Source organism: Bradyrhizobium sp. ERR14 (genome assembly GCF_014198235.1).
Taxonomy (GTDB): domain Bacteria; phylum Pseudomonadota; class Alphaproteobacteria; order Rhizobiales; family Xanthobacteraceae; genus Bradyrhizobium.
Genome location: NZ_JACIHD010000003.1, coordinates 238752 through 257432 on the forward strand (window position 1 = coordinate 238752; position 18681 = coordinate 257432).

The 18681-nt window shown below is 64.4% G+C and carries 19 protein-coding genes; 7 read left to right on the plus strand and 12 right to left on the minus strand.

Annotated elements, in window-relative coordinates; all coding sequences use genetic code 11:
- The first annotated feature begins 41 nt into the window (after window positions 1-41).
- Together dinB and GGD62_RS10920 are read left to right on the plus strand one after the other, a co-directional pair.
- Window positions 42-1142, plus strand: coding sequence for a DNA polymerase IV (dinB, locus tag GGD62_RS10915; protein ID WP_183708437.1), 1101 nt, complete (start codon window positions 42-44; stop codon window positions 1140-1142).
- Window positions 1143-1246: 104 nt separating this feature from the next.
- Window positions 1247-2659: a sensor histidine kinase gene (locus GGD62_RS10920; protein ID WP_183708780.1), complete on the plus strand. Its 1413-nt coding sequence runs from the start codon at window positions 1247-1249 to the stop codon at window positions 2657-2659.
- Between the two features lie 99 nt (window positions 2660-2758).
- Here the strand turns inward: GGD62_RS10920 and GGD62_RS10925 are convergent, their stop codons facing one another.
- Window positions 2759-3052: a hypothetical protein gene (locus GGD62_RS10925; protein WP_018319488.1), complete on the minus strand. Its 294-nt coding sequence runs from the start codon at window positions 3050-3052 to the stop codon at window positions 2759-2761.
- Between the two features lie 200 nt (window positions 3053-3252).
- On the minus strand, window positions 3253-3939 hold the full coding sequence (locus GGD62_RS10930; RefSeq protein ID WP_183708439.1) for a DNA-3-methyladenine glycosylase I: 687 nt from the start codon (window positions 3937-3939) through the stop codon (window positions 3253-3255).
- 202 nt (window positions 3940-4141) lie between these two features.
- Between GGD62_RS10930 and GGD62_RS10935 the strand changes: the two genes are divergently transcribed.
- Entirely contained in the window at window positions 4142-4969 is an 828-nt protein-coding gene (locus tag GGD62_RS10935; RefSeq protein WP_183708440.1) for a metallophosphoesterase, read from the plus strand.
- On the opposite strand, the gene GGD62_RS10940 is transcribed toward GGD62_RS10935, so the two are convergent.
- The 5 genes from GGD62_RS10940 to GGD62_RS10960 all read right to left on the minus strand — a co-directional run bounded on the left by GGD62_RS10940 (window position 4908) and on the right by GGD62_RS10960 (window position 7881).
- Window positions 4908-5393, minus strand: coding sequence for a Crp/Fnr family transcriptional regulator (locus tag GGD62_RS10940; protein ID WP_018319486.1), 486 nt, complete (start codon window positions 5391-5393; stop codon window positions 4908-4910). The two genes, GGD62_RS10935 and GGD62_RS10940, sit on opposite strands and share 62 nt — an antisense overlap.
- Before the next feature lie 79 nt (window positions 5394-5472).
- On the minus strand, window positions 5473-6009 hold the full coding sequence (locus GGD62_RS10945; protein ID WP_183708441.1) for a GNAT family N-acetyltransferase: 537 nt from the start codon (window positions 6007-6009) through the stop codon (window positions 5473-5475).
- A gap of 122 nt (window positions 6010-6131) precedes the next feature.
- Window positions 6132-6872 carry a di-trans,poly-cis-decaprenylcistransferase gene (locus GGD62_RS10950; protein WP_018319484.1) on the minus strand — a complete coding sequence of 247 codons (741 nt, stop codon included), beginning with the start codon at window positions 6870-6872 and terminating at the stop codon, window positions 6132-6134.
- 30 nt (window positions 6873-6902) lie between these two features.
- The gene (locus GGD62_RS10955; RefSeq protein WP_026202187.1) at window positions 6903-7277 is read right to left on the minus strand and encodes a transcriptional regulator; all 375 of its coding nucleotides are present in this window, start codon (window positions 7275-7277) and stop codon (window positions 6903-6905) included.
- On the minus strand, window positions 7264-7881 hold the full coding sequence (locus GGD62_RS10960; protein ID WP_092251534.1) for a hypothetical protein: 618 nt from the start codon (window positions 7879-7881) through the stop codon (window positions 7264-7266). Before GGD62_RS10960 ends, GGD62_RS10955 begins: the two co-directional genes overlap by 14 nt.
- A 194-nt stretch (window positions 7882-8075) precedes the next feature.
- On the opposite strand from GGD62_RS10960, the gene GGD62_RS10965 reads away from it, so the two are divergent.
- Window positions 8076-9323, plus strand: a complete 1248-nt coding sequence (locus tag GGD62_RS10965; RefSeq protein WP_183708452.1) for a S1C family serine protease — start codon at window positions 8076-8078, stop codon at window positions 9321-9323.
- A 12-nt stretch (window positions 9324-9335) separates the two neighbouring features.
- On the opposite strand, the gene GGD62_RS10970 is transcribed toward GGD62_RS10965, so the two are convergent.
- Window positions 9336-9614 (minus strand): DUF3551 domain-containing protein, encoded by a 279-nt coding sequence (locus GGD62_RS10970; RefSeq protein WP_018319480.1) that lies wholly within the window; start codon window positions 9612-9614, stop codon window positions 9336-9338.
- Between the two features lie 149 nt (window positions 9615-9763).
- Window positions 9764-10738, minus strand: a complete 975-nt coding sequence (locus GGD62_RS10975) for a tripartite tricarboxylate transporter substrate binding protein (RefSeq protein WP_018319479.1) — start codon at window positions 10736-10738, stop codon at window positions 9764-9766.
- 125 nt (window positions 10739-10863) lie between these two features.
- On the opposite strand from GGD62_RS10975, the gene GGD62_RS10980 reads away from it, so the two are divergent.
- Both GGD62_RS10980 and GGD62_RS10985 read left to right on the plus strand, forming a co-directional pair.
- Window positions 10864-11274, plus strand: coding sequence for a VOC family protein (locus GGD62_RS10980; RefSeq protein ID WP_018319478.1), 411 nt, complete (start codon window positions 10864-10866; stop codon window positions 11272-11274).
- Window positions 11275-11509: 235 nt separating this feature from the next.
- Complete coding sequence (locus GGD62_RS10985; RefSeq protein WP_183708454.1) at window positions 11510-13090, plus strand: AMP-binding protein; 1581 nt, start codon at window positions 11510-11512, stop codon at window positions 13088-13090.
- Window positions 13091-13210: 120 nt separating this feature from the next.
- On the opposite strand, the gene GGD62_RS10990 is transcribed toward GGD62_RS10985, so the two are convergent.
- The 3 genes from GGD62_RS10990 to GGD62_RS11000 all read right to left on the minus strand — a co-directional run bounded on the left by GGD62_RS10990 (window position 13211) and on the right by GGD62_RS11000 (window position 17550).
- On the minus strand, window positions 13211-14305 hold the full coding sequence (locus GGD62_RS10990) for an HD-GYP domain-containing protein (protein ID WP_183708456.1): 1095 nt from the start codon (window positions 14303-14305) through the stop codon (window positions 13211-13213).
- Window positions 14306-14767: 462 nt separating this feature from the next.
- Window positions 14768-17062 (minus strand): molybdopterin cofactor-binding domain-containing protein, encoded by a 2295-nt coding sequence (locus tag GGD62_RS10995; protein ID WP_183708458.1) that lies wholly within the window; start codon window positions 17060-17062, stop codon window positions 14768-14770.
- Window positions 17059-17550, minus strand: coding sequence for a (2Fe-2S)-binding protein (locus GGD62_RS11000; RefSeq protein WP_018319474.1), 492 nt, complete (start codon window positions 17548-17550; stop codon window positions 17059-17061). Before GGD62_RS11000 ends, GGD62_RS10995 begins: the two co-directional genes overlap by 4 nt.
- Before the next feature lie 363 nt (window positions 17551-17913).
- Here GGD62_RS11000 and GGD62_RS11005 point away from each other — a divergent pair, with 363 nt between their 5' ends.
- Window positions 17914-18678: an alpha/beta fold hydrolase gene (locus GGD62_RS11005; RefSeq protein ID WP_183708460.1), complete on the plus strand. Its 765-nt coding sequence runs from the start codon at window positions 17914-17916 to the stop codon at window positions 18676-18678.
- Window positions 18679-18681: the final 3 nt, after the last annotated feature.

Sequence of the window (18681 nt, forward strand, 5' to 3'; positions counted from 1 at the left end):
ATCACCTCGCGCATTTCATCGCGCAATTGTATCATCTGTTCATGAGCGAATCCGACACGGTGACCGGCGAAGCCTCGCCCGTCCGCAAGATCATCCATATCGACATGGATGCCTTCTATGCGTCGGTGGAGCAGCGCGACAATCCGGAGCTGCGCGGCAAGCCGGTCGCGGTCGGAGGCTCCGCGGAACGCGGCGTCGTCGCGGCCGCCAGTTATGAAGCGCGCCAGTTCGGCGTTCGCTCCGCGATGCCGTCGGTCACCGCGAAGCGGCAGTGTCCCGATCTGATCTTCGTCAGGCCGCGCTTCGAGGTCTACAAGGCGATCTCCAGGCAGATCCGCGACATCTTTGCCGAGCACACGCCCATCATCGAACCCTTGTCGCTCGACGAGGCCTATCTCGATGTGACAGAGAACCTGCAAGGAATCCCGCTGGCGCGCGACATCGCGCTGAAGATCCGCGGGAAGATCAAGGCCGAGACTGACCTCAACGCGTCGGCGGGCATCTCCTACAACAAGTTTCTGGCCAAGCTCGCCTCCGATCATCGCAAGCCCAACGGCCAGTTCGTGATCTCGCCGGAGATGGGACCGGTTTTCGTCGAGACGCTGCCGGTCGGCAGGTTCCACGGCATCGGCCCGGCGACGGCTGCGAAGATGAACGCGCTCGGCCTGTTCACCGGTCTCGACATCCGCAACCAGACGCTGGAGTTCATGAATGCGAATTTCGGCAAGTCAGGTGCGTACTATTACTGGATCTCACGCGGCGTCGACGATCGGCCGGTCCGGGCCAACCGGATCCGCAAGTCCATCGGCGCGGAGACCACGTTCTCGACCGACCTCGCCGAATATGACGCGCTGGCGGCCGAGCTCAGGCCTCTCGTCGACAAGGTCTGGCGGCACTGCGAGGCGACCGGCAATCGCGGCCGCACCGTCACGCTGAAGATCAAGTTCGCCGACTTCGAGATCATCACACGCAGCAGGTCTGTCGCAGCGGCCGTCGCGGGCGGGGACGATCTGGAGCGGCTGGCGTGCGGCCTGCTCGAAGTCGAGATGCCACTGCCCAAGCGCGTCAGGCTGCTGGGTGTCTCGCTGTCCGCGCTCCAGATCGGGGACGAGGCGGAGCCGCAGCTGACATTGGGCATTTGAACGGGGCCGGCAGGCCCTCGGCGAACGCGACATCTTTATCCGCGACGCGGCTCAAAACCTGTCGTAGAGACACCAAAACACGATTTTTCGCGATTGATGCTGGAATGCTTGCTCTATTGATACGCCTCGGTTTGCGCTTCGAAGACCGCATCGAGGAGCGCCGGTTTGTCGACCAATACGTCCGAGGCAGTCTCGGGTGGACGCAGATCGCGATGCTGCTCGGCGCCGCCACCTATGCCGGCTACACCCTCTGGGATTGGGTGCTCTATCCCGAAGTCGTTCCAACCACGCTGGCCATCCGTGGCGGCACCGCCCTGTTCGTGCTGCTCCCGCTGACCGCGTTACTGTCACGGCGCTTGATGAAGCCATGGGCGGAGACGATTTTCCTCGTCTACTGCGTCATTCCCGGCTGCATCCTGCCGAGCATCTATCTCGTCCTGCCGTCGGGCTTCACCTTTGCCGCCCCCGGCATGATGATGATCATTCTGTTCGTCTCGACCATGCTGCCATTGCGGATCGGCTCGCTGGCGATTTTCTGCCTGTTGTCGTGGCTGGCGCTGCTGGTCGCCGAGACGTTCGCACCGACGATGCCGATCGGCCTGCGCTTCATCAATCATTCCCTCGTCGGCAACGCCTACGCATTGTCGCTCTACGCCGTGGCCGCGCGCGAATACCGGGCGCGAAAGCAATTCCGAACGTCGGAGGCGCTGCAGCGGGAAAAGGAACGCTCGGAGAAATCGCTGCGCGATCTGCGCGCGACCCAGGAACATCTGGTGCAGGCAGAAAAACTCGCCTCGCTCGGTCGATTGGTGGCCGGTGTGGCGCACGAGGTCAGCACCCCGCTCGGCCTCGCCCTGACGACCTCGACCACCATGCAGACCGATCTGCAGACAATGGCCGACGCATTGGGCGGAGCGTCGGTCCGGCGATCCGATCTGACCAAGGGAATTGACAGGCTCAAGCAAGGGCTCGACCTGACCTTCGACAATCTGCATCGCGCATCCGAGATGGTGCACAGCTTCAGGCAGGTCGCAGTCCACCAGGCCGATGAAGACCGGCGCACGTTCGAGCTTAAGGATTGGCTGGCTGAGCTGATGTCCAAGCTTGGGCCGCTGCTATCGCACCATGCTCTGGCGGTCGACGTCCAATGCCCGGCGGGCATCAAGCTCAACAGCTACCCCGGAGCGCTCGCCCAGGTGATCAGCAATCTCGCCCTCAATACCGCAGGGCATGCGTACCCGGACAAAAGAGGCGGCAGATTCGCAATCACCGTCAGCCAGCCGGACGCGAAACGGGTCCGGCTGGTCTGCGCCGACGACGGAGTTGGGATACCCGAGGAATTACAGGCGCAGATCTTCGATCCGTTCGTCACGACCGGTCGTGAGAGCGGACATGCCGGCCTCGGGCTGCACATCGCATTCAATTTGGTGGCCTCGTCGCTGAACGGGCGCCTGCGACTTGAGAGCAGGGCGGGGCCAGGGACTCAGATCGCGATCGAGATTCCGATCGAAGCATGATGCTGCGGCTCCTGGAGCCGCCTCACAAGGCGGCACGCGGCCGATGGTGACGGGATTTTCAGGCCCCGTCACCGATGGAATTCGACCCGCTCGGGGCAATCAATGCCTCACGTGCTCGAACACCACGATCACGCCGGTCGGCTCGGGCTCGTGCGCCATCAGGCGCGTCAGGTCGGAATCGCCCCAATCGGCGAGGCTGACGACTTCGCCGCTCTGGCGGTCGGCACCGAGCGATGGTGTGGGCTCGAGGACCTTGAGGCCCATTTCGTCGACGAAGAAGGTATGCTCGCCGAACATGCTGTTGAGTTGCGGCATGGCCGGGTGTTCGTCGGGCAGCACCTGAGCGCCGAGTTGGTTGACGGTCTGCTTCACCTGTTCGGATGTGAGCTTCATGAGCTGCTCCGTTTCTGTGTCCGGTTTCGTTGGCCAGGGCGGGAGCACGCGTTCCCTGCGCCTTTGTCCGCCTGGCTCGACTCCGAACAGGTGCTGCGCTCAAATGTTCCCGAGAAATGTATTTCGTGATCGGGCGCTGCATCTGCCGCGCTCGCGGCACGAGATCGCCACAGGATGCACACGATTTATCGGGGGACCTGCTACGCGCTGCGGCTTTCACCGACCGAGAGCGCGCAGATGCGTGACAGATATGTGTAGGGCAGGCCGGTCTCCTCGGCCCAGGCATTGAACTGCGCCTGCACCTTGGCGAGATCCCGCTTCGACTTGACCTCTTCGGCAATGTCGAGACCGGCATCGCGCAGGCAAGCCACCACGTCTGCGGAGGTCACAAAACCGTCCCACCCGACGAAGCGCAGCAGCATCTGCCCGGTATTGCCGCCGAGCCGGCTGCCGCGCTTGGTCATGAGATCGAGCAGGCCGATCTCGTCGGACGACGGCCACTTCGCCAGAAACTTGCCGAAGCTGCCGTGCTCCTTCGCGATCTCCTGCACGAAGGCAGCGTTGTCGCGCACCGACATGATCTTGGCACCATTGCGCACGATGCGCGCATCGCGCAGCAGGCCTTCCCAATAATCCTCGGGCTGGAAGCTGAGCTTGGCCGGCTGGAAACGCAGGAAAGCGTCTTCAAATCCGTCCCATTTCGTCTCGATCACGCTCCAGGCAAAGCCGGCGCAGAACACACGCTTCGTCATCTCCGCCAGGATGCGATCGTCGCCGAGCTTCGCCAGACGCTTCAGGTCGGGCTTCGCCGGCATCAGCTTTTCCAGGGCCTTGAGTCCGCCCTTGCGTTTCTCGGCGCGGGCGCGAATGGTTTTGAAGGGGGGCATCTGACACGGGCAATTGAGGGCACGCCACGACATCAGAATTCGGCGATCCGGTCCAGCCCTGCGGCGCCGGGTCTCGGCGACGCGCCGGCCGGCGCATGCCTTCGCCTGTTGCCTGGCCGGAAGGACCGGCCGAGCTGGCCTGCTTCTTGCTTCGTGATTTTTGCAATTTCCAGACATTTCAACCTGCTCCGAACGGATTTCGATGCGCTGCCTGGTCGTCGCCGACCTGCACTATTCGCTCCCCCAGTTCGACTGGCTGGTCAGTGCGGCGCCGCAATTCGACCTCGTGATCTTCGCCGGCGATGCGCTCGACATCGGCTCAACGGTGGATTTTCGCGCGCAGATCGTGGTCGTGAAGAGGTACCTCGCGCTGCTTGCCGCGAAGACGCGCGTGATCCTCTGCTCGGGCAATCACGACCTCGACGAGCGCAGTGCAGAAGGCGAGAAGATCTCGCGCTGGATCTCGGACGTACGGGAGCTGGGCATTGCCTGTGACGGCGACAGCTTCACCATCGGCGACACGCTGTTGACGGTTTGCCCGTGGTGGGACGGACCACAAATTAAGCAGCTCATCGCCACGCAGCTCGGAGACGCTGCGGCCCTCCGGCCGCGGCGCTGGATCTGGGCACATCACGCGCCACCGGCCGATTCACCGATCAGCTGGGGCGGCAAGCGCTTCTTCGGCGATGTCGAGCTGGCGCAATGGATCACGCAGTACCAGCCTTCGATGGTGATCTCGGGTCATGTGCATCAGTCGCCTTTCATCAAGGACGGCTCGTGGTTCGACCGGCTGGGCGAGACCTGGGTGTTCAACGCCGGACTGCAGCCGGGCCGGCCACCGACATGCATCGTGCTGGACCTCGACGCAGACCAGGCGTTCTGGCTCGCGGCTGGCGAAGCCCAATGGATCGACCTCAGCGCGCCGCTGAAGCGGCCCGCTGCCCCTATCGAGGCGCCGCCCGACTGGCTCACATTCTTGGATCGGATTGCCGATCCGACCCTGGCGAGACCTCAAGCGGCGGCAAGTTGATCATGCTCTGGAGCACTTCGCCAACCATGGCCAGATGCGTGCCGTGACCGGCATATTGCCGCTTGAGATCGGCGAGATAGGTGTTGGCGACGTTGAGCCGCTGTGCCAGCATCCGCGCGATCAACAGCGCGACCCCCGGCTCCTGCCTGAGAACCGATGCTGCATCCTCGAATTCGTAGATGACCGCGTCGGTGCAGGCCCGCACCGTCGCGGTATGCGGCTGCTCGAGCAGCACGGACATTTCACCCAGCACCGCGCCTGGCTCGGCGACGGTGGCGACCACCATCTCGCCCTTAAGCACCTCGAGCCTGCCCTTCATCAGCACGTAGAGATGGCCGCTGGTGCCACCCTCCGTGACGATCAACGTGCCGGCCGCCACCTGCCGTTCCGTTCCGCCGCGGCAATAGTCCAAGACTGCGCGCATCGCTGAAAGCTCCGATCACGGGAGACAGTAGAGCACGATCGGCATCGCCTGCTTGCTCAAATTTCCGGCAAGACCCCCGCTAGCGCGACAGGCGCTTGGCGAGATGAACCGACTGCCAGTCTCCGAGCCCGGTGTCGTTGAATCCCGCTTTCCTGGCGAGGCCGCGCATCTCAGCATTCGCCCGCGCGGTCTCGGCGGCGATCATCTCATGCCCGAGATCAATCGCGCGCGTTTCCATCGCCGTCATCATCTGAAGGCCGAGCCCCATGCGCTGGAAGGCATCGGCAACCGAGATCGCAAATTCGCCGTGCCGGGCCGTCGCATCGTACGCGTATAGCGCTTCGCCGATGATCCTGCCCCGTCCCTCCTCCCTGAACTCGGCGAGCAAGGTGAAGTTGTCGAGATCGCCGCTCTTGGCGATGCATTCGGCCGCGACCACGCCGAGGTCGGAACGCGCACCACTGAAGCGCTTGTTGCGCGATGTCGTGGAAAGGCCGGTGAAATAGACCGACAGATTCTCCACGTCGGATGCGCTCGCGGTCCTGATGCAGACCATGCCGTTTGCGTCGGCCAGTTCGACCGGCTCGACGACGGCTCCCGGAAACAGCTGTGACATGCGTGATGCTTTCGGCAGGTTGCTGGGACTTGCAGACCTAGCCGAGGCCGCTCACCGTCCGCTTGGACGGAGCTGCCAATCATGCGGATGAAAACGAACAGCTCGTTTTCATGTGCCGCGCGTCACACACGGGAGAGCGAAGGCACCTCCTCGGGCACGATCGCCTGAAGGCCGCCGAAGCGGCGCTCGCGGCCGTGGAAGGAGGCCAGGGCGGCGGCGAGATCACTGGCGTCGAATTCAGGCCACATCCGCTCGGTGAAGTGCAGCTCGGCATAAGCGCCTTCCCAGAGCAGGAAGTCTGACAGTCGCTTCTCGCCCGAGGTGCGGATGATGAGATCGACGTCGCGCAGGCCGGCTTCGCCGGTGACGAGCTGCGAGAAGGCTTCGCGGGTGAGGCTCGTCAGCGCGGCCGCCTTCGCCGCAGCATTGAGGATGGCATCACGCGCGGAATAGTCGACGGCGATACGCAGGTGCAGCGTTGAGCCTTCAACTGTCGCGTCTTCGGCTCGTGTGATCGCATTGGCGATACCGTCAGGCAAGCGGTCGCGGCGGCCGATCACGGTGAGGCGCACGCCGTTCTTGACTAGGCTCTGCACCTCGTTGGCGAGATAGAAGCGCAGCAGGGTCATCAGCGCCGCGACCTCGGGCTTCGGTCTCCGCCAATTGTCGGTCGAGAAGGCGTAGAGCGTCAGCGTGCCGATGCCCTGTTTTGGCGCGGCCTCGACGATGCGGCGGATGGTTTCGACGCCGGCCTCGTGGCCGCGCACGCGCGACAGGCCCCGCCGCGTCGCCCATCGTCCGTTGCCGTCCATGATGATGCCGACATGAAGCTTTTCGTTGCGGGACGCAAGGTCACTTTGCATTGCAAAGTCTCCGGTCAAAAAGGGGGAGGATCAGGTCGAGACGATACCGAGGCGGCCGAGCGGCGGCGCCTCGCGGCCGGCGGCTTTCGCAGCGTCGCGCACCAGGCGTTCGAGCACGGCGAGATAGTCGAGGAAACGGCGGCGCCCGGCCTTGGTGAGGCGGCAGGTGGTGTGCGGGCGGTTGCCCTCGTAGCCCTTGGTCACCTCGACGAGGCCGGCCTCCTGCAGCACGCCGAGATGCCGGCTGAGATTGCCGTCGGTGAGGCCGCACAGCTGCTTGAGGTCGGCGAATGCCAACCCCTTGGGATGCGCCATCAACGAGGTCAGAAGCCCAAGCCTCGCCTTCTCGTGGATCACGCGGTCGAGCCCTTCATAGGAGAAAGGCGCGCTATCAGCCTTCAACATCATGGTCTCCAGATGCGACATAGAGAATGCCCGCCATCACCGACTGCCCGATCACGAAGGGCAGGCCCATGGTCCATGGCGACAGCGTGTGCGTCTGGCTCGCGAGCACCACCACGGCGAAGCCGGACACGAAATACCACGCGCCGGCGAGCGCGACGGTGCGCGGCAGCGAGCGAACGGAAGCGAAGATGCCGAGCGACACCAGGATCTGCCACAGGCCCGGGAGCAGCCACAGCGTCTCGCCCGCGAACTTCCACATCACCACCGCGAGCAGCACACCGGCAACGCCCGCCGGCAGAAACTGCTCGACCGCCTGGTGGATCATGGCGTCGGCCAGACCCGAATGATGGCGGCGCGAACGCGCGCGCATCTCGATCCCGATGATCAGGCCGGACAGCGCGGCGGCAACGAACCATCCGAAGAAGAAGCCGAGCGGCTCGCTGTTGGGATCGCCCAGCAGCCAGAATTGCAGGATCGCGGTGAGCAGCGCGACAGCGCCGGTCGCGGCCATCGTCGCGGGGCCATAGCCGCGGAATGCCGTGCCGGCCGCAATCTGGCTGCGGATCGCCACGATGTCGGCCAGTGCCTTGTCGAGATCGCGCAACGCCAGAACCTCGCTCCGCCCGTGTTTCCGGGATTGCTCGTCCCGTTACTTTGTAATGCAAAGTATATGGCATTGCAAAGCAAACGCAAGCCTGAAAGTCGCCGCGAGAGGATTCCGCCGGCACAGACAACTGCCGGTTGCGCACGCCCGGCTCCCGTAGATAAGATGCGGTCCAAAAGCGTCCGGGGGCTGGTATGTGGCTTAAATCATTTATTCTCGCATCTCTATTGCAAATAGGTATCGCCGGAGCCGCGAATGCGGCGGGACCGTTCGGCAGCGTCAATGTCGGCAACTGGATCGGCGGCGCCTTCAGCAACGACCAGACCGGTGCCTTCTCCCATTGCGCCGCGACGACGCCTTACCTCAACGGCGTTATCCTGGTTGTCGGCTACAACGCTGTCGGCACCTGGTCGCTGGCCTTTGCGAGCCCGAGCTACCGCTTCAAGCAAGGTGAGAACGCCGCGATCGACGTCATCTTCGACGGACAGGAGCAGGCGAGACTGTTCGCCACGGCCAATCAGCCGAACATGCTCACGGCGGTCATGCCCGCCAACGTGGTGCGTACGTTTCAGAAGGCAAGCCTGATGGTCGCAACCAGCGGCCGCACCGTGCTGAATTTCGACCTGACATCGACCGGCCCGGTGATCGCGGCATTGGCCAATTGCGTGAGCAAGGTGAAAGCCGACGGGCTCGACAAGGCCGGCGACTTCACCAAGGTTGCGGCGAAGCCCCCAGTGGCCGGCGACAAGCAAGGTGCGCCTCCCGCCAAGCCGGGACGAACCGGAACCTTCACCGGCACTGGTTTTGTAGTCAGTCCCAACGGGCATGTCGTCACCAACAGTCACGTGATCGATAGCTGCACCGGAGATATCAAGGGCAATCTCGCCGGTGAGGCCGCAATGGTTCTGCGAGTTGTCTCCAGCGACGCGACAAACGATCTCGCGCTGCTGCAGGCGCCGGCGACAGCAGTGTTCAAGGATTTTGCGAAGATCCGGGACCGCTCGATGCACTCCGGCGATTCAGTGGTGGCCATCGGCTTCCCGCTGCACGGCTATCTCTCCTCCGACCTGACCGTGACGACGGGAATCGTCAGCTCACTCAGCGGCTTCCGCAATCACACCGGACGTTTGCAGATCAGCGCGGCTGTTCAAGCGGGCAACAGTGGGGGCCCCTTGTTCGACTTGTCCGGCCAGGTCGCCGGCATCGTCGTTGCCAAGCTCAACGCGCTCAGGATGATCAAGGAGACCGGGCAACTGACGGAGAATATCAACTTTGCCATCAAGACCGGCGCGTTGCGCGACTTCCTCGACAACTCCGTGGTGCCCTACCAGACCGCAGAGCCCAAGGGCGAACTGAAGACAGCCGACATCGCCGCCAACGCCCGCGCCTACACGATGCTGATCTCGTGTACCGGCACGGAGCAGGCGGACGCGAAGCGGTAAACCGCTCCGCCTTCAGTACGGAGCGACGGGCCGCACGCGCCGCGGCGGCCGCGGTTGCGCCGGCAGCACCTGGCCGTAGGCGAAGCGCGGATTGCGATCGCAGTACAAGAGCCGGCCGGACACGCTGGCCTGGCATTGTTCGTAGGTAGCGTAGGCGCATTCGCCGGGATAATCATAGTCACCGCCCTGGGCGCACCATGGATAGTCGCGCGCAGCCGCGGGCGTGACGGTGGCGAAACCCGCGAGGACCGCCGCGCTGAACGTCAGCAGCATCAATTGCTTCTTGCGCATGATCCAACTCCTCTCTAGCTGGCCCGAGATACGGCGCCATCTATTATCAGGTTTCGCAACGCGGTTTTATTCCAGATCAACGAAACAAGGCACGCAAGAAAAAAGCCCTGCCAAACGGCAGGGCTCCTATCCTCACGATCACAAGGCCGCTACTCGACCTTCAGGCCGGCGAACTCGACGACCTTCTTCCACTTCTCGGTCTCGGCCTTGATCTCCTCGCCAAACGCCTCGGGAGTCTGCACCCGCGGCTCGCCGCCGAGCTCGACCAGACGCTTGGCCATGTCGGGCTCCTTGATCACCGCGTTGACCTCGGCGTTGAGCTTGGCGATGATCTCCTTCGGCGTGTTCTTCGGCGCGCCCATGCCGAACAGTGCGCTGGCCTCATAGCCCTTGACGGTGTCGGCGATCGGCTGCACGTCAGGCAGCTGCGCCGAGCGTTCCGTGGTGGTGACGCCGATGGCGCGAAGCGAGCCGGAGCGGATGTGCTGGATGATCGAAGGCATGTTGTCGAAGATCACCTGCACCTGGCCGGCGAGCATGTCGGTGATCGCGGGCGCGGCGCCGCGATAAGGCACGTGCTGCATCTTGCAGCCGGTCATGGCCATGAACATCTCGCCGGACAGATGCACCGAGGTGCCGTTGCCGGACGAGGCCATGTTGACCTTGCCCGGATTGGCCTTCACGTATTCGATGAACTCGGCGACGTTCTTGGCCGGCACGTCCTTGTTGACGGTCATCACGTTCGGTACGCGTTGGAACGAGGCGACCGGCGCCATGTCGCGCACGAAGTTGAACTTCAGATTGGTGTAGAGCGAGGCGTTGATGTAGTTGGCCGGATTGACCAGCTGCAGCGTGTAGCCGTCGGGCTCGGCATTGATGACCGATTCGGTGGCGATGTTGTTGCCGGCACCCGGCTTGTTCTCGATCACGAATTGCTGGCCGAGCTTTTCCGACAGGCGCTGGCCGATCAGCCGCGCCAGGATGTCGGTGGCCCCGCCCGGCGGATAGCCGACCACCCATTTCACCGGGCGGGCCGGATAATCGGCGGCAAAGGCCTTCGACAGCGGGGTGGCTGCAAGCGGACTGGCGGCGAGCAGGCCCAGCGCGGTACGGCGAGTGATCATCTCAAGGGTTCTCCCAACGTGTTGTTCTTGAAGCCAGATTGCTTGAACCCGGCGTCGGTGGGGTTGTAACAAAGCTTGCGGAGCGCGGAAAGTGCACGGGGCGCATCACGACGAAAGGATAAGACATGCCTGTTAAAGTCGAAGCCCTCGATCATCTCGTGATCAACGTCGCCGATGTCGCGGCCAGCGCGGAGTGGTACCGCAGAATTCTCGGCATGGAAGTCAAGGTGTTCGATCCCGGCGGCGGCAAAGCGCCGCGGACTTCGCTTCACTTTGGTAACCAGAAGATCAACGTCCGGCCGCGCGACGCCGACAAGGTGGAGTGGTTTACCGCCGACCAGGCGACCGCCGGCAGCGAGGACCTCTGCTTCCTCACCTCCGCCGCGCCCGACGAGGTGGTGGCGCATTTGCAGGCACACGGCATCGCGATCGAGGAAGGCCCGGTTCCCAAGCAGGGTGCGCGCGGCACGCTGCGCTCGGTCTATTGCCGGGATCCGGACGGCAGCCTGATCGAGATCTCGTCGTACGGGGATTGAGGCCGGTAGGGCCATCGCCGCCTGCCCCATCGTCATTGCGAGCGAAGCGAAGCAACCCAGACTGTCTCCGCAGACGCAGTCTGGATTGCTTCGTCGCAAGGGCTCCTCGCAATGACGAGGAGAGAGGGCAGCCTCACACGCCCCCCCGATTTGCGCCCGGCGCCGTCCGATGGCAGGAAGACGCAATCATCAGAAGACAGCCGCCATCAAGATGCAGGCTGCACGGGGAGGATCCATGCCACTTCAACAGACCGCAGCCGGGATCGTCGGCCCATTCGACGGGCTCGACGTGCCCTGGCTCTTGAGGATGCGCGCCGAGGTCCGGCGTGACCATCCGTTCCTGATCTGGGCGCCGTTCGATGCGCCGGCGCAGCGCTGGAGCTATGGCGAATTTCACGAGCGGGTCGGCGCGCTCGCGGCAGGGCTGGCACGGCGCGGCGTCAAGCCGGGCGAATATGTGCTCATTCATCTGGACAATTGCATCGAGGCGCTGGTGGCCTGGTTTGCCTGTGTCGAGTTAGGAGCCATTGCGGTCACCACCAACACCCGCTCGGCGCCGGCCGAGATCGCGTATTTTGCCGATCATTGCGGCGCGGTCGCCGCGATCACGCAGCCAGCCTATGCGGAGATCGTCGCGCAGAACTGCCGCAACATAAGCTGGATGGCGGTGACCTCGCATGATGCCGGCGCAGCGCCCGCGCACGGCGTCTCGCGCGGCGACAGTTTTGAATCCCTGTTCGCCGACAGTGCCGACCGCCCCAGGCGCGTGGCCGATCCGCTGGCGCCGTGCAGCGTGCAGTACACTTCGGGCACGACCTCGCGCCCCAAGGCCGTGCTATGGACCCATGCCAACGCACTGTGGGGCGCCAAGATCAACGCCGCGCACGAGGACCTGCACGCCAGCGACGTGCACCAGACCTATCTGCCGCTGTTTCACACCAATGCCCTCGCCTACTCCATGCTGGCGACGCTGTGGGTCGGCGCCACCTGCGTGATCCAGCCGCGCTTCTCCGCGAGCCGATTCTGGGGTGTCGCGCGCGAGCACGGCGCGACCTGGACCTCGACGATTCCGTTCTGCATGAAGGCGCTGCTCGAGCAGGAGATCCCGAGAGATCACAAATTCCGCCTGTGGGGCACCGCGATCAACGAGCCGCCGGCCTTTGCCGCCTTCGGGATCAAGATGATCGGCTGGTGGGGCATGACCGAGACCATCACCCACGGCATCGTCGGCGAGGTCGACCAGCCCAACATACCGATGTCGATCGGCCGCGCGGCGCCGGAATATGAAATCCGCATCACCGACGATGAGGGACGGCCGACCGAGGTCGGCGACACCGGCAATCTCGCGATCAAGGGCATCCCCGGCCTGTCGCTGTTCGCCGAATATCTGCACAACGAGAAAGCGACGCGCGAGAGCTTTGACGCGCACGGCTTCTTCCTCACCGGCGACCGCGTCGAGCGACTTGCGAACGGCACCATCAAGTTCGGCGACCGCGCCAAGGATATGCTGAAGGTCGGCGGCGAGAACGTCGCGGCCTCCGAGATCGAGCAGGTGATCGCGCTGGTACCGGGCGTGCGCGAGGCCGCCGTGGTGGCGAAGCCGCATCCCATGCTGGACGAGGTGCCGGTCGTCTTCATCATCCCGCAAGGCGGCGTCGCCGGTGCTGCGCCAGATCTGCACCAGCGCGTCATGGAAGCCTGCCGCAAGGGCCTTGCCGACTTCAAGGTGCCGCGCGAGATCAGGCTCGTCGACGACATGCCGCGCTCGACGCTGGAGAAGGTGGCGAAGGCGGAACTGCGGAAGATGGTGGGGTGAGATGTCGCCAAACGGCACACTGCCGTAGGGTGGGCAAAGGCGCGTCAGCGTCGTGCCCACGTTCCTAGAGTGGTGGGCACGCTTCGCTTTGCCCACCCTACGGCAGCGGAGAACGTCGCGTTAGAACGACCCCAGCGCCACAGGCCTGAACGCCTGCAGAAGCTGCTGATCGAGCTTGCCGCCCATGCCTTCCATCATCCCGAACGCACGGGAATGCGTGAAGGGCATGCGGTAAGCGCGTTTCTCGACCAGCGCGGCGTAGATGTCGACGATCGTCGTCAGACGAACGATGTCGCTGATCTGGTTCGACGAGAGGCCGTTCGGATAGCCTGAGCCGTCGAGGAATTCGTGGTGATGCAGCACGACGTCGAGCATCTCCGGCGGGAAGCCGCCTTGCGCTGCGAGCGCGTCATAGCCGCGGCGCGGATGCTGGCGGACCTCGGCCATCTCCTCGTCGGAGAGCTTGCCGGGCTTGTCGAGCAGCGTGGAGGGAACGAAGGCCTTGCCGACATCGTGCAGCAGCGCAGCGCGGGTCAGCCGGCGCTGGTCGTCCTCGCGCATACCTAGGTGCTGCGCGAAGGAGACGGCGAAGCCGGTGACGAACAGGCAGTGCCGGTAGCTGCCGACATGGTGACAGCCCACCGTGGTGAGCCATTCGCGCAGCGAGGAGTGCTTGATCGCCTTCAGGATCTTGCTCTCGGCGGCGATCACGTCGTCGAAGGTCAGGGGCACGCCGAGCGGCAGCTTCTCGAACATCTTCGCCAGCACCGCGTGCGCCGCCTCGACGCCGCGGTTGAGCGTCTTGCCGCGGTCGGTCGCGTCATAGGCGGCGGTGTCCGGGAAGGCAGCGCGGATGCGCTGAAGGATGGCGTCCGCCTGGAGCGGCCGCGAGATGGTGTCGGTGGCGCCCAGCGCCCAGGCCTGCATGGTGCCGTGATGCAGCGCATCGGCGAGCACGAACAGCCGCGGCATCGAACGATAGGCGTCGCCGCGCAGCTTGTTGCGCACCCGCTGCACGCTCTCGGGCGAGCGCAGGTTGATATCGACCACGAGGCCGGAGAGATCGCGTGAGGGCTGCTCGGGAATGCCCTGCGTCGTCACCGTCGAGACATCGCCGACCGCCTTCAGGATGCTGGCGAGCTCGGTGCTCTCGTCGCTCCGATCGGAGGCGAGCAGAAGCCGGCGTTTGGCGGCGGTTTTGGCTGAGGCGTTCATGACTTCCCCAAAGCACGGGATTGGATTTGGCGTCAGCCTAAGCCGGATCAGGTTCTCCGGCCCTTAAGAGGCGTGCTCAATGGAACCTTCTGGAATTGGGTGCAATTTTACGGATTTCCGGTTCCGGAAGGGGAACGGCAAAAATCGCGAAAACAACCCCATGCACAGTAGAAGGGGCATTGAAAGATAAGGGGAATTTTGAGTGCGCTCCCCCCCGCTGTCGTCGCCCGGCTTGCCGCCTTCGCTGAAGCTTCGGCGCGCCGAGCACTCGTGTGAGCCTCGGCGGAGCCGGGACCGGGCGACCCAGTACGCCGAGGCGGTGCGGCCGGAACCGAGAAGCCGCGACGTACGGGATGCCCCGCCTTCGCGGGCATGACATCGAGATTGGGGAGACAGCCACCAAAACAAATCCGCCGGAGGTTGCCCTCCGGCGGATCGTCTCATTCTGCAATCGCGCTCGGCTTACGCCTTCATGCTCGCCTTCACGGCCTCCGCCGTGATCGGCAGTGCCCGCACGCGGGCGCCTGAGGCGTTGAAGATGGCGTTGCCGATGGCGGGGGCGACCACGGTGACCGCGGGCTCGCCGACGCCGGTGGCCTTCTCGCCATTGGCGATCACGGTAACCGCGACCTCGGGCATCTGGCTCATGCGCAAGGGCGTGTAGCTATCGAAATTGGTCTGCTCGATGCCACCGTCCTTCAGCGTCGCCTTCTCGTACATCGCCAGCGACATGCCCCACAGCGCCGCGCCCTCGACCTGAGCGCGGATGTTGTCGGGATGCACCTGCGTGCCGACGTCGGTTGCGACCGTGAGCTTCTTCACGGTGACCGCGCCCGACGGCGCCACCGCGACATGGGCGACGCACGCCGTCCAGCTTGCGGTCGCGCGCTCCTGCGACGAGACGCAGGCAACCCCCATGCCCTCGCCTTTCGGCAATGGCCTGGTGCCGTAGCCCGACAGTCCCATCGCGGCGAGCAGTGTGTTGCGCAGCCGCTGCGCGCCGCCGTCGTTCTTGCCGGCGCCGTCGAGCAGCGAGATGCGGAACTGTGCGGGATCCTTGCCCGTGGCAGCCGCGATCTCGTCGATCATGCTTTCGACCGCCCAGAAGGTCCAGCCCGGCGCCACCGAGCGGAGCTGGCCGGACGGCGTGGCATTGTGCGCGAGCTCGTTCTTGATCGCGCGCACATAATGGTTGGGCACGGTGTAGAAGAAGTCGGCCCCGTTCACCGTGAAGCTGTCGAGCGGACCCTTCTTGTCGACCGAGGGCGTCAGGAAATCGGGGATTCCCCAGCGCGCGGTCGGCCAGGCCGAGACCACGTCGTGGCTGAGCGCGACGAGCTTGCCGTCGCCGTCCACACCGGCCTTGACCTTTTGGTAGGTGAGCGGACGCGAGAAATCCATCGTCATGTCGTTCTCGCGCGAGTAGATCACCTTGACCGGCTTGCCGACCGCCTTCGCCGCCTGCACCGCGGGAATCATCATGTCGGCATCGAGCCGGCGGCCAAAGCCGCCGCCGAGCCAATGCTGATGCATGACGACGAACTTCGGATCGATCCCGGCCGCACCCGCAGCGATCGCGCCGGAGCGCGTCGCGAACTGGTTGCCGGAATAGATGTGCAGGATGTCGCCCTTGAACTCCGCGGTGGCGTTCATCGGCTCCAGCGGCGCGTGGATGTTGATGCTGGTGGTGTACTCGGCTTCCACCACCTTGGCCGCCGAACCGAAGGCCGCGTTCGGATCGCCGTCCTTGACGAAGAACTGGCCGGAATCCTCCAGGCCCTGAAGCCGCTTGGCCTCGTCCAGCAGCGACTGGCTCGACAGTTTTGCGTTCGGACCGCCGTCATAGGCGATCTTCAGCGCATCCGCCGCCTTGCGCGCGTTGGCGTAGGTGCTGGCGACCGCGACGACCCAGCCGGAGGTGGTTCCGGTCTTGTCGTCGAGGATGACGGCCTTCATGAAGCCGGGCACCTTCTTGGCGTCGCTGTCGTCGACCGACTTCACGGTGGCGCCGAAGCGTACCGGCGGGGTCACCACCTTGCCGTAGGCCATGCCCGGCAACATCACGTCGATGCCGTACTTGGCCGTGCCGTTGGTCTTGGAGGGGATGTCGAGCTGCGGCACCGACACGCCAATCATGGTGTATTGGTCCGGCGTCTTCAGCTTGATCGCCTTCAATTCGTCCGGCGTGAAGGTTTTCGTCGCCTTGCCGCTCTTGACGATCTCGGCAAAGGTCATCTGCTTCTTCGACTTCGGATGCGAGATCACGGAGTCGCGGACCACGAGCTGGTCCTTGAAGTAGGGCGGCAGTCCCATGGCGGCGGCGGCGGCCTCCGTCAACGCGATGCGGCCGGCCGCACCCGCCCGGCTCATCGCCTCGAAGTTCATCATGGTCGACCAGCTGCCGCCGGTGATCTGCGCGCCGAGCACGGGATCGTTGAACTTCGGATCGTTGGAGGCGAGCTGCACGCGCATGTCGCTCCATTTCGCGCCCAACTCCTCGCAGACGATCTGGGCCATGGTGGAGGCGATGTGCTGGCCCATGTCGGCCTTGCCGCAGGTCACGGTGACGAGACCATCCGGCGCGATCGCGTACCAGACGCTCGGCTCGAAATTCGCGGGAGCCGCGGCCGAGGCGGAATCGATGCCGGGCACGCCGGCATAGCCGAGCACGAGGCCGCTTGCGGCGGTGCCGACGAGGAAGGAGCGGCGGCTGAGATCGGTCGTCGCGGGGGTGACGTTCTTGACGTGCCGATTCATGTGGGCCTCCGTTCGGTGGAGGTGGCGGATGCGGTGCGCATCTCGGATGCGGCGCGCATGATCGCCTTCTGGATCCGCGAATAGGTCATGCAGCGGCAGAGATTGCCGTCCATATGCGCGACGACCTCTTCCTTGGTCGGATTGGGATTCTTCGACAGCAGCGAGGCCGCCTGCATGATCTGCCCGGACTGGCAGTAGCCGCATTGCGGCACCTGCTCGGCAACCCACGCCTTCTGCAAGGGATGATCGCCCTTGGCGGAGAGGCCTTCGATGGTAGTGATCTTCTTGCCGGCGACATCACTGAGCATGGTCTGGCACGAGCGCACGGCTTCGCCGTTGACGTGCACGGTGCAGGCCCCGCACAACCCGGCACCGCAGCCGAACTTGGTGCCGGTCATCTGCAATTGCTCGCGGATTGCCCAGAGGAGCGGCGTGTCGTTCGCCGCATCCACGGACAGACTCCGCCCGTTGATGGTGAGAGTTGGCATAGGCGTCTTCCCCTGCCGGTGCATGAAGCCGCTTACGGCGGCAACTTGAATGGCGGACGCCCACCGGGCTGGCGTCAGCCTTGGCCGCGAGCATGATCGGGTTCGGGTGCCGTGGCAAATGCAATTTGGAACGAGTCGAAAAAACCGCTTCTACACTTGCTCGTTGTGCGCCGCGCCAACGACGTCGACGCAGCGACTGGACACAATAGCGCGTGCGTCAGACATGCGTGCCATCGCGTTCAGGCAGTTTCTTCCAGGTAACTTGGCGACGTAGAATGCAGCCAACCGCGAACCTTACCCTCCCCTGAAGGGGAAGGTGAACACTGAGATCGCGGCTAGAACAAAAAGAATGGGGCGGAAGCAATGCCAAAGATCAATCGGGACGGCGTCAACATCTATTACGAGGTCCACGGCAACGGTCCGCCATTGCTGCTCACCCACGGCTATTCCTCGACGTCGGCGATGTGGCATGGACAGGTCGATGCGCTCGCGAAGGATCACACGCTGATCCTGTGGGACATGCGCGGCCACGGCCAGTCCGATTATCCCGATGATCCCAACGCCTACAGCGAAACTCTGACCGTCGGCGACATGGCGGCGATCCTCGACGCGGTCGGCGCTGAGCGTGCCATCATCGGCGGCCTCTCGCTCGGCGGCTACATGTCGCTCGCGTTCTATCGCACCTTTCCGCAAGCCGCCCGTGCGCTGCTGATCATCGATACCGGGCCCGGCTTTAGGAAGGACGACGCCCGCGAGGCCTGGAATGCGCGGGCGCTTGGCACCGCCGACAAGCTCGATCGCGAAGGTCTCGACATGCTGAAGTCGGCGACGCGCGAGCGCGCCACCGCCAGCCATCGCAACGCCAGGGGGTTGGCGCTCGCCGCACGCGGCATGCTGACCCAGCGGGATGCGCGCGTGATCGAGCTGCTGCCCGACATCAAGGTGCCCTGCCTGATCGTGGTCGGCGCCGACGACACGCCGTTCCTGGCCGCGTCCGATTACATGGCCGCAAAAATCCCGGGCGCACAAAAGGTCGTGATCCCCGCAGCCGGCCACGCCGTCAACATCGATCAGCCCAAGGCTTTTGTTGACGCGGTCGTGCCTTTCCTGAAGAACTTGACGGCCTAGGCT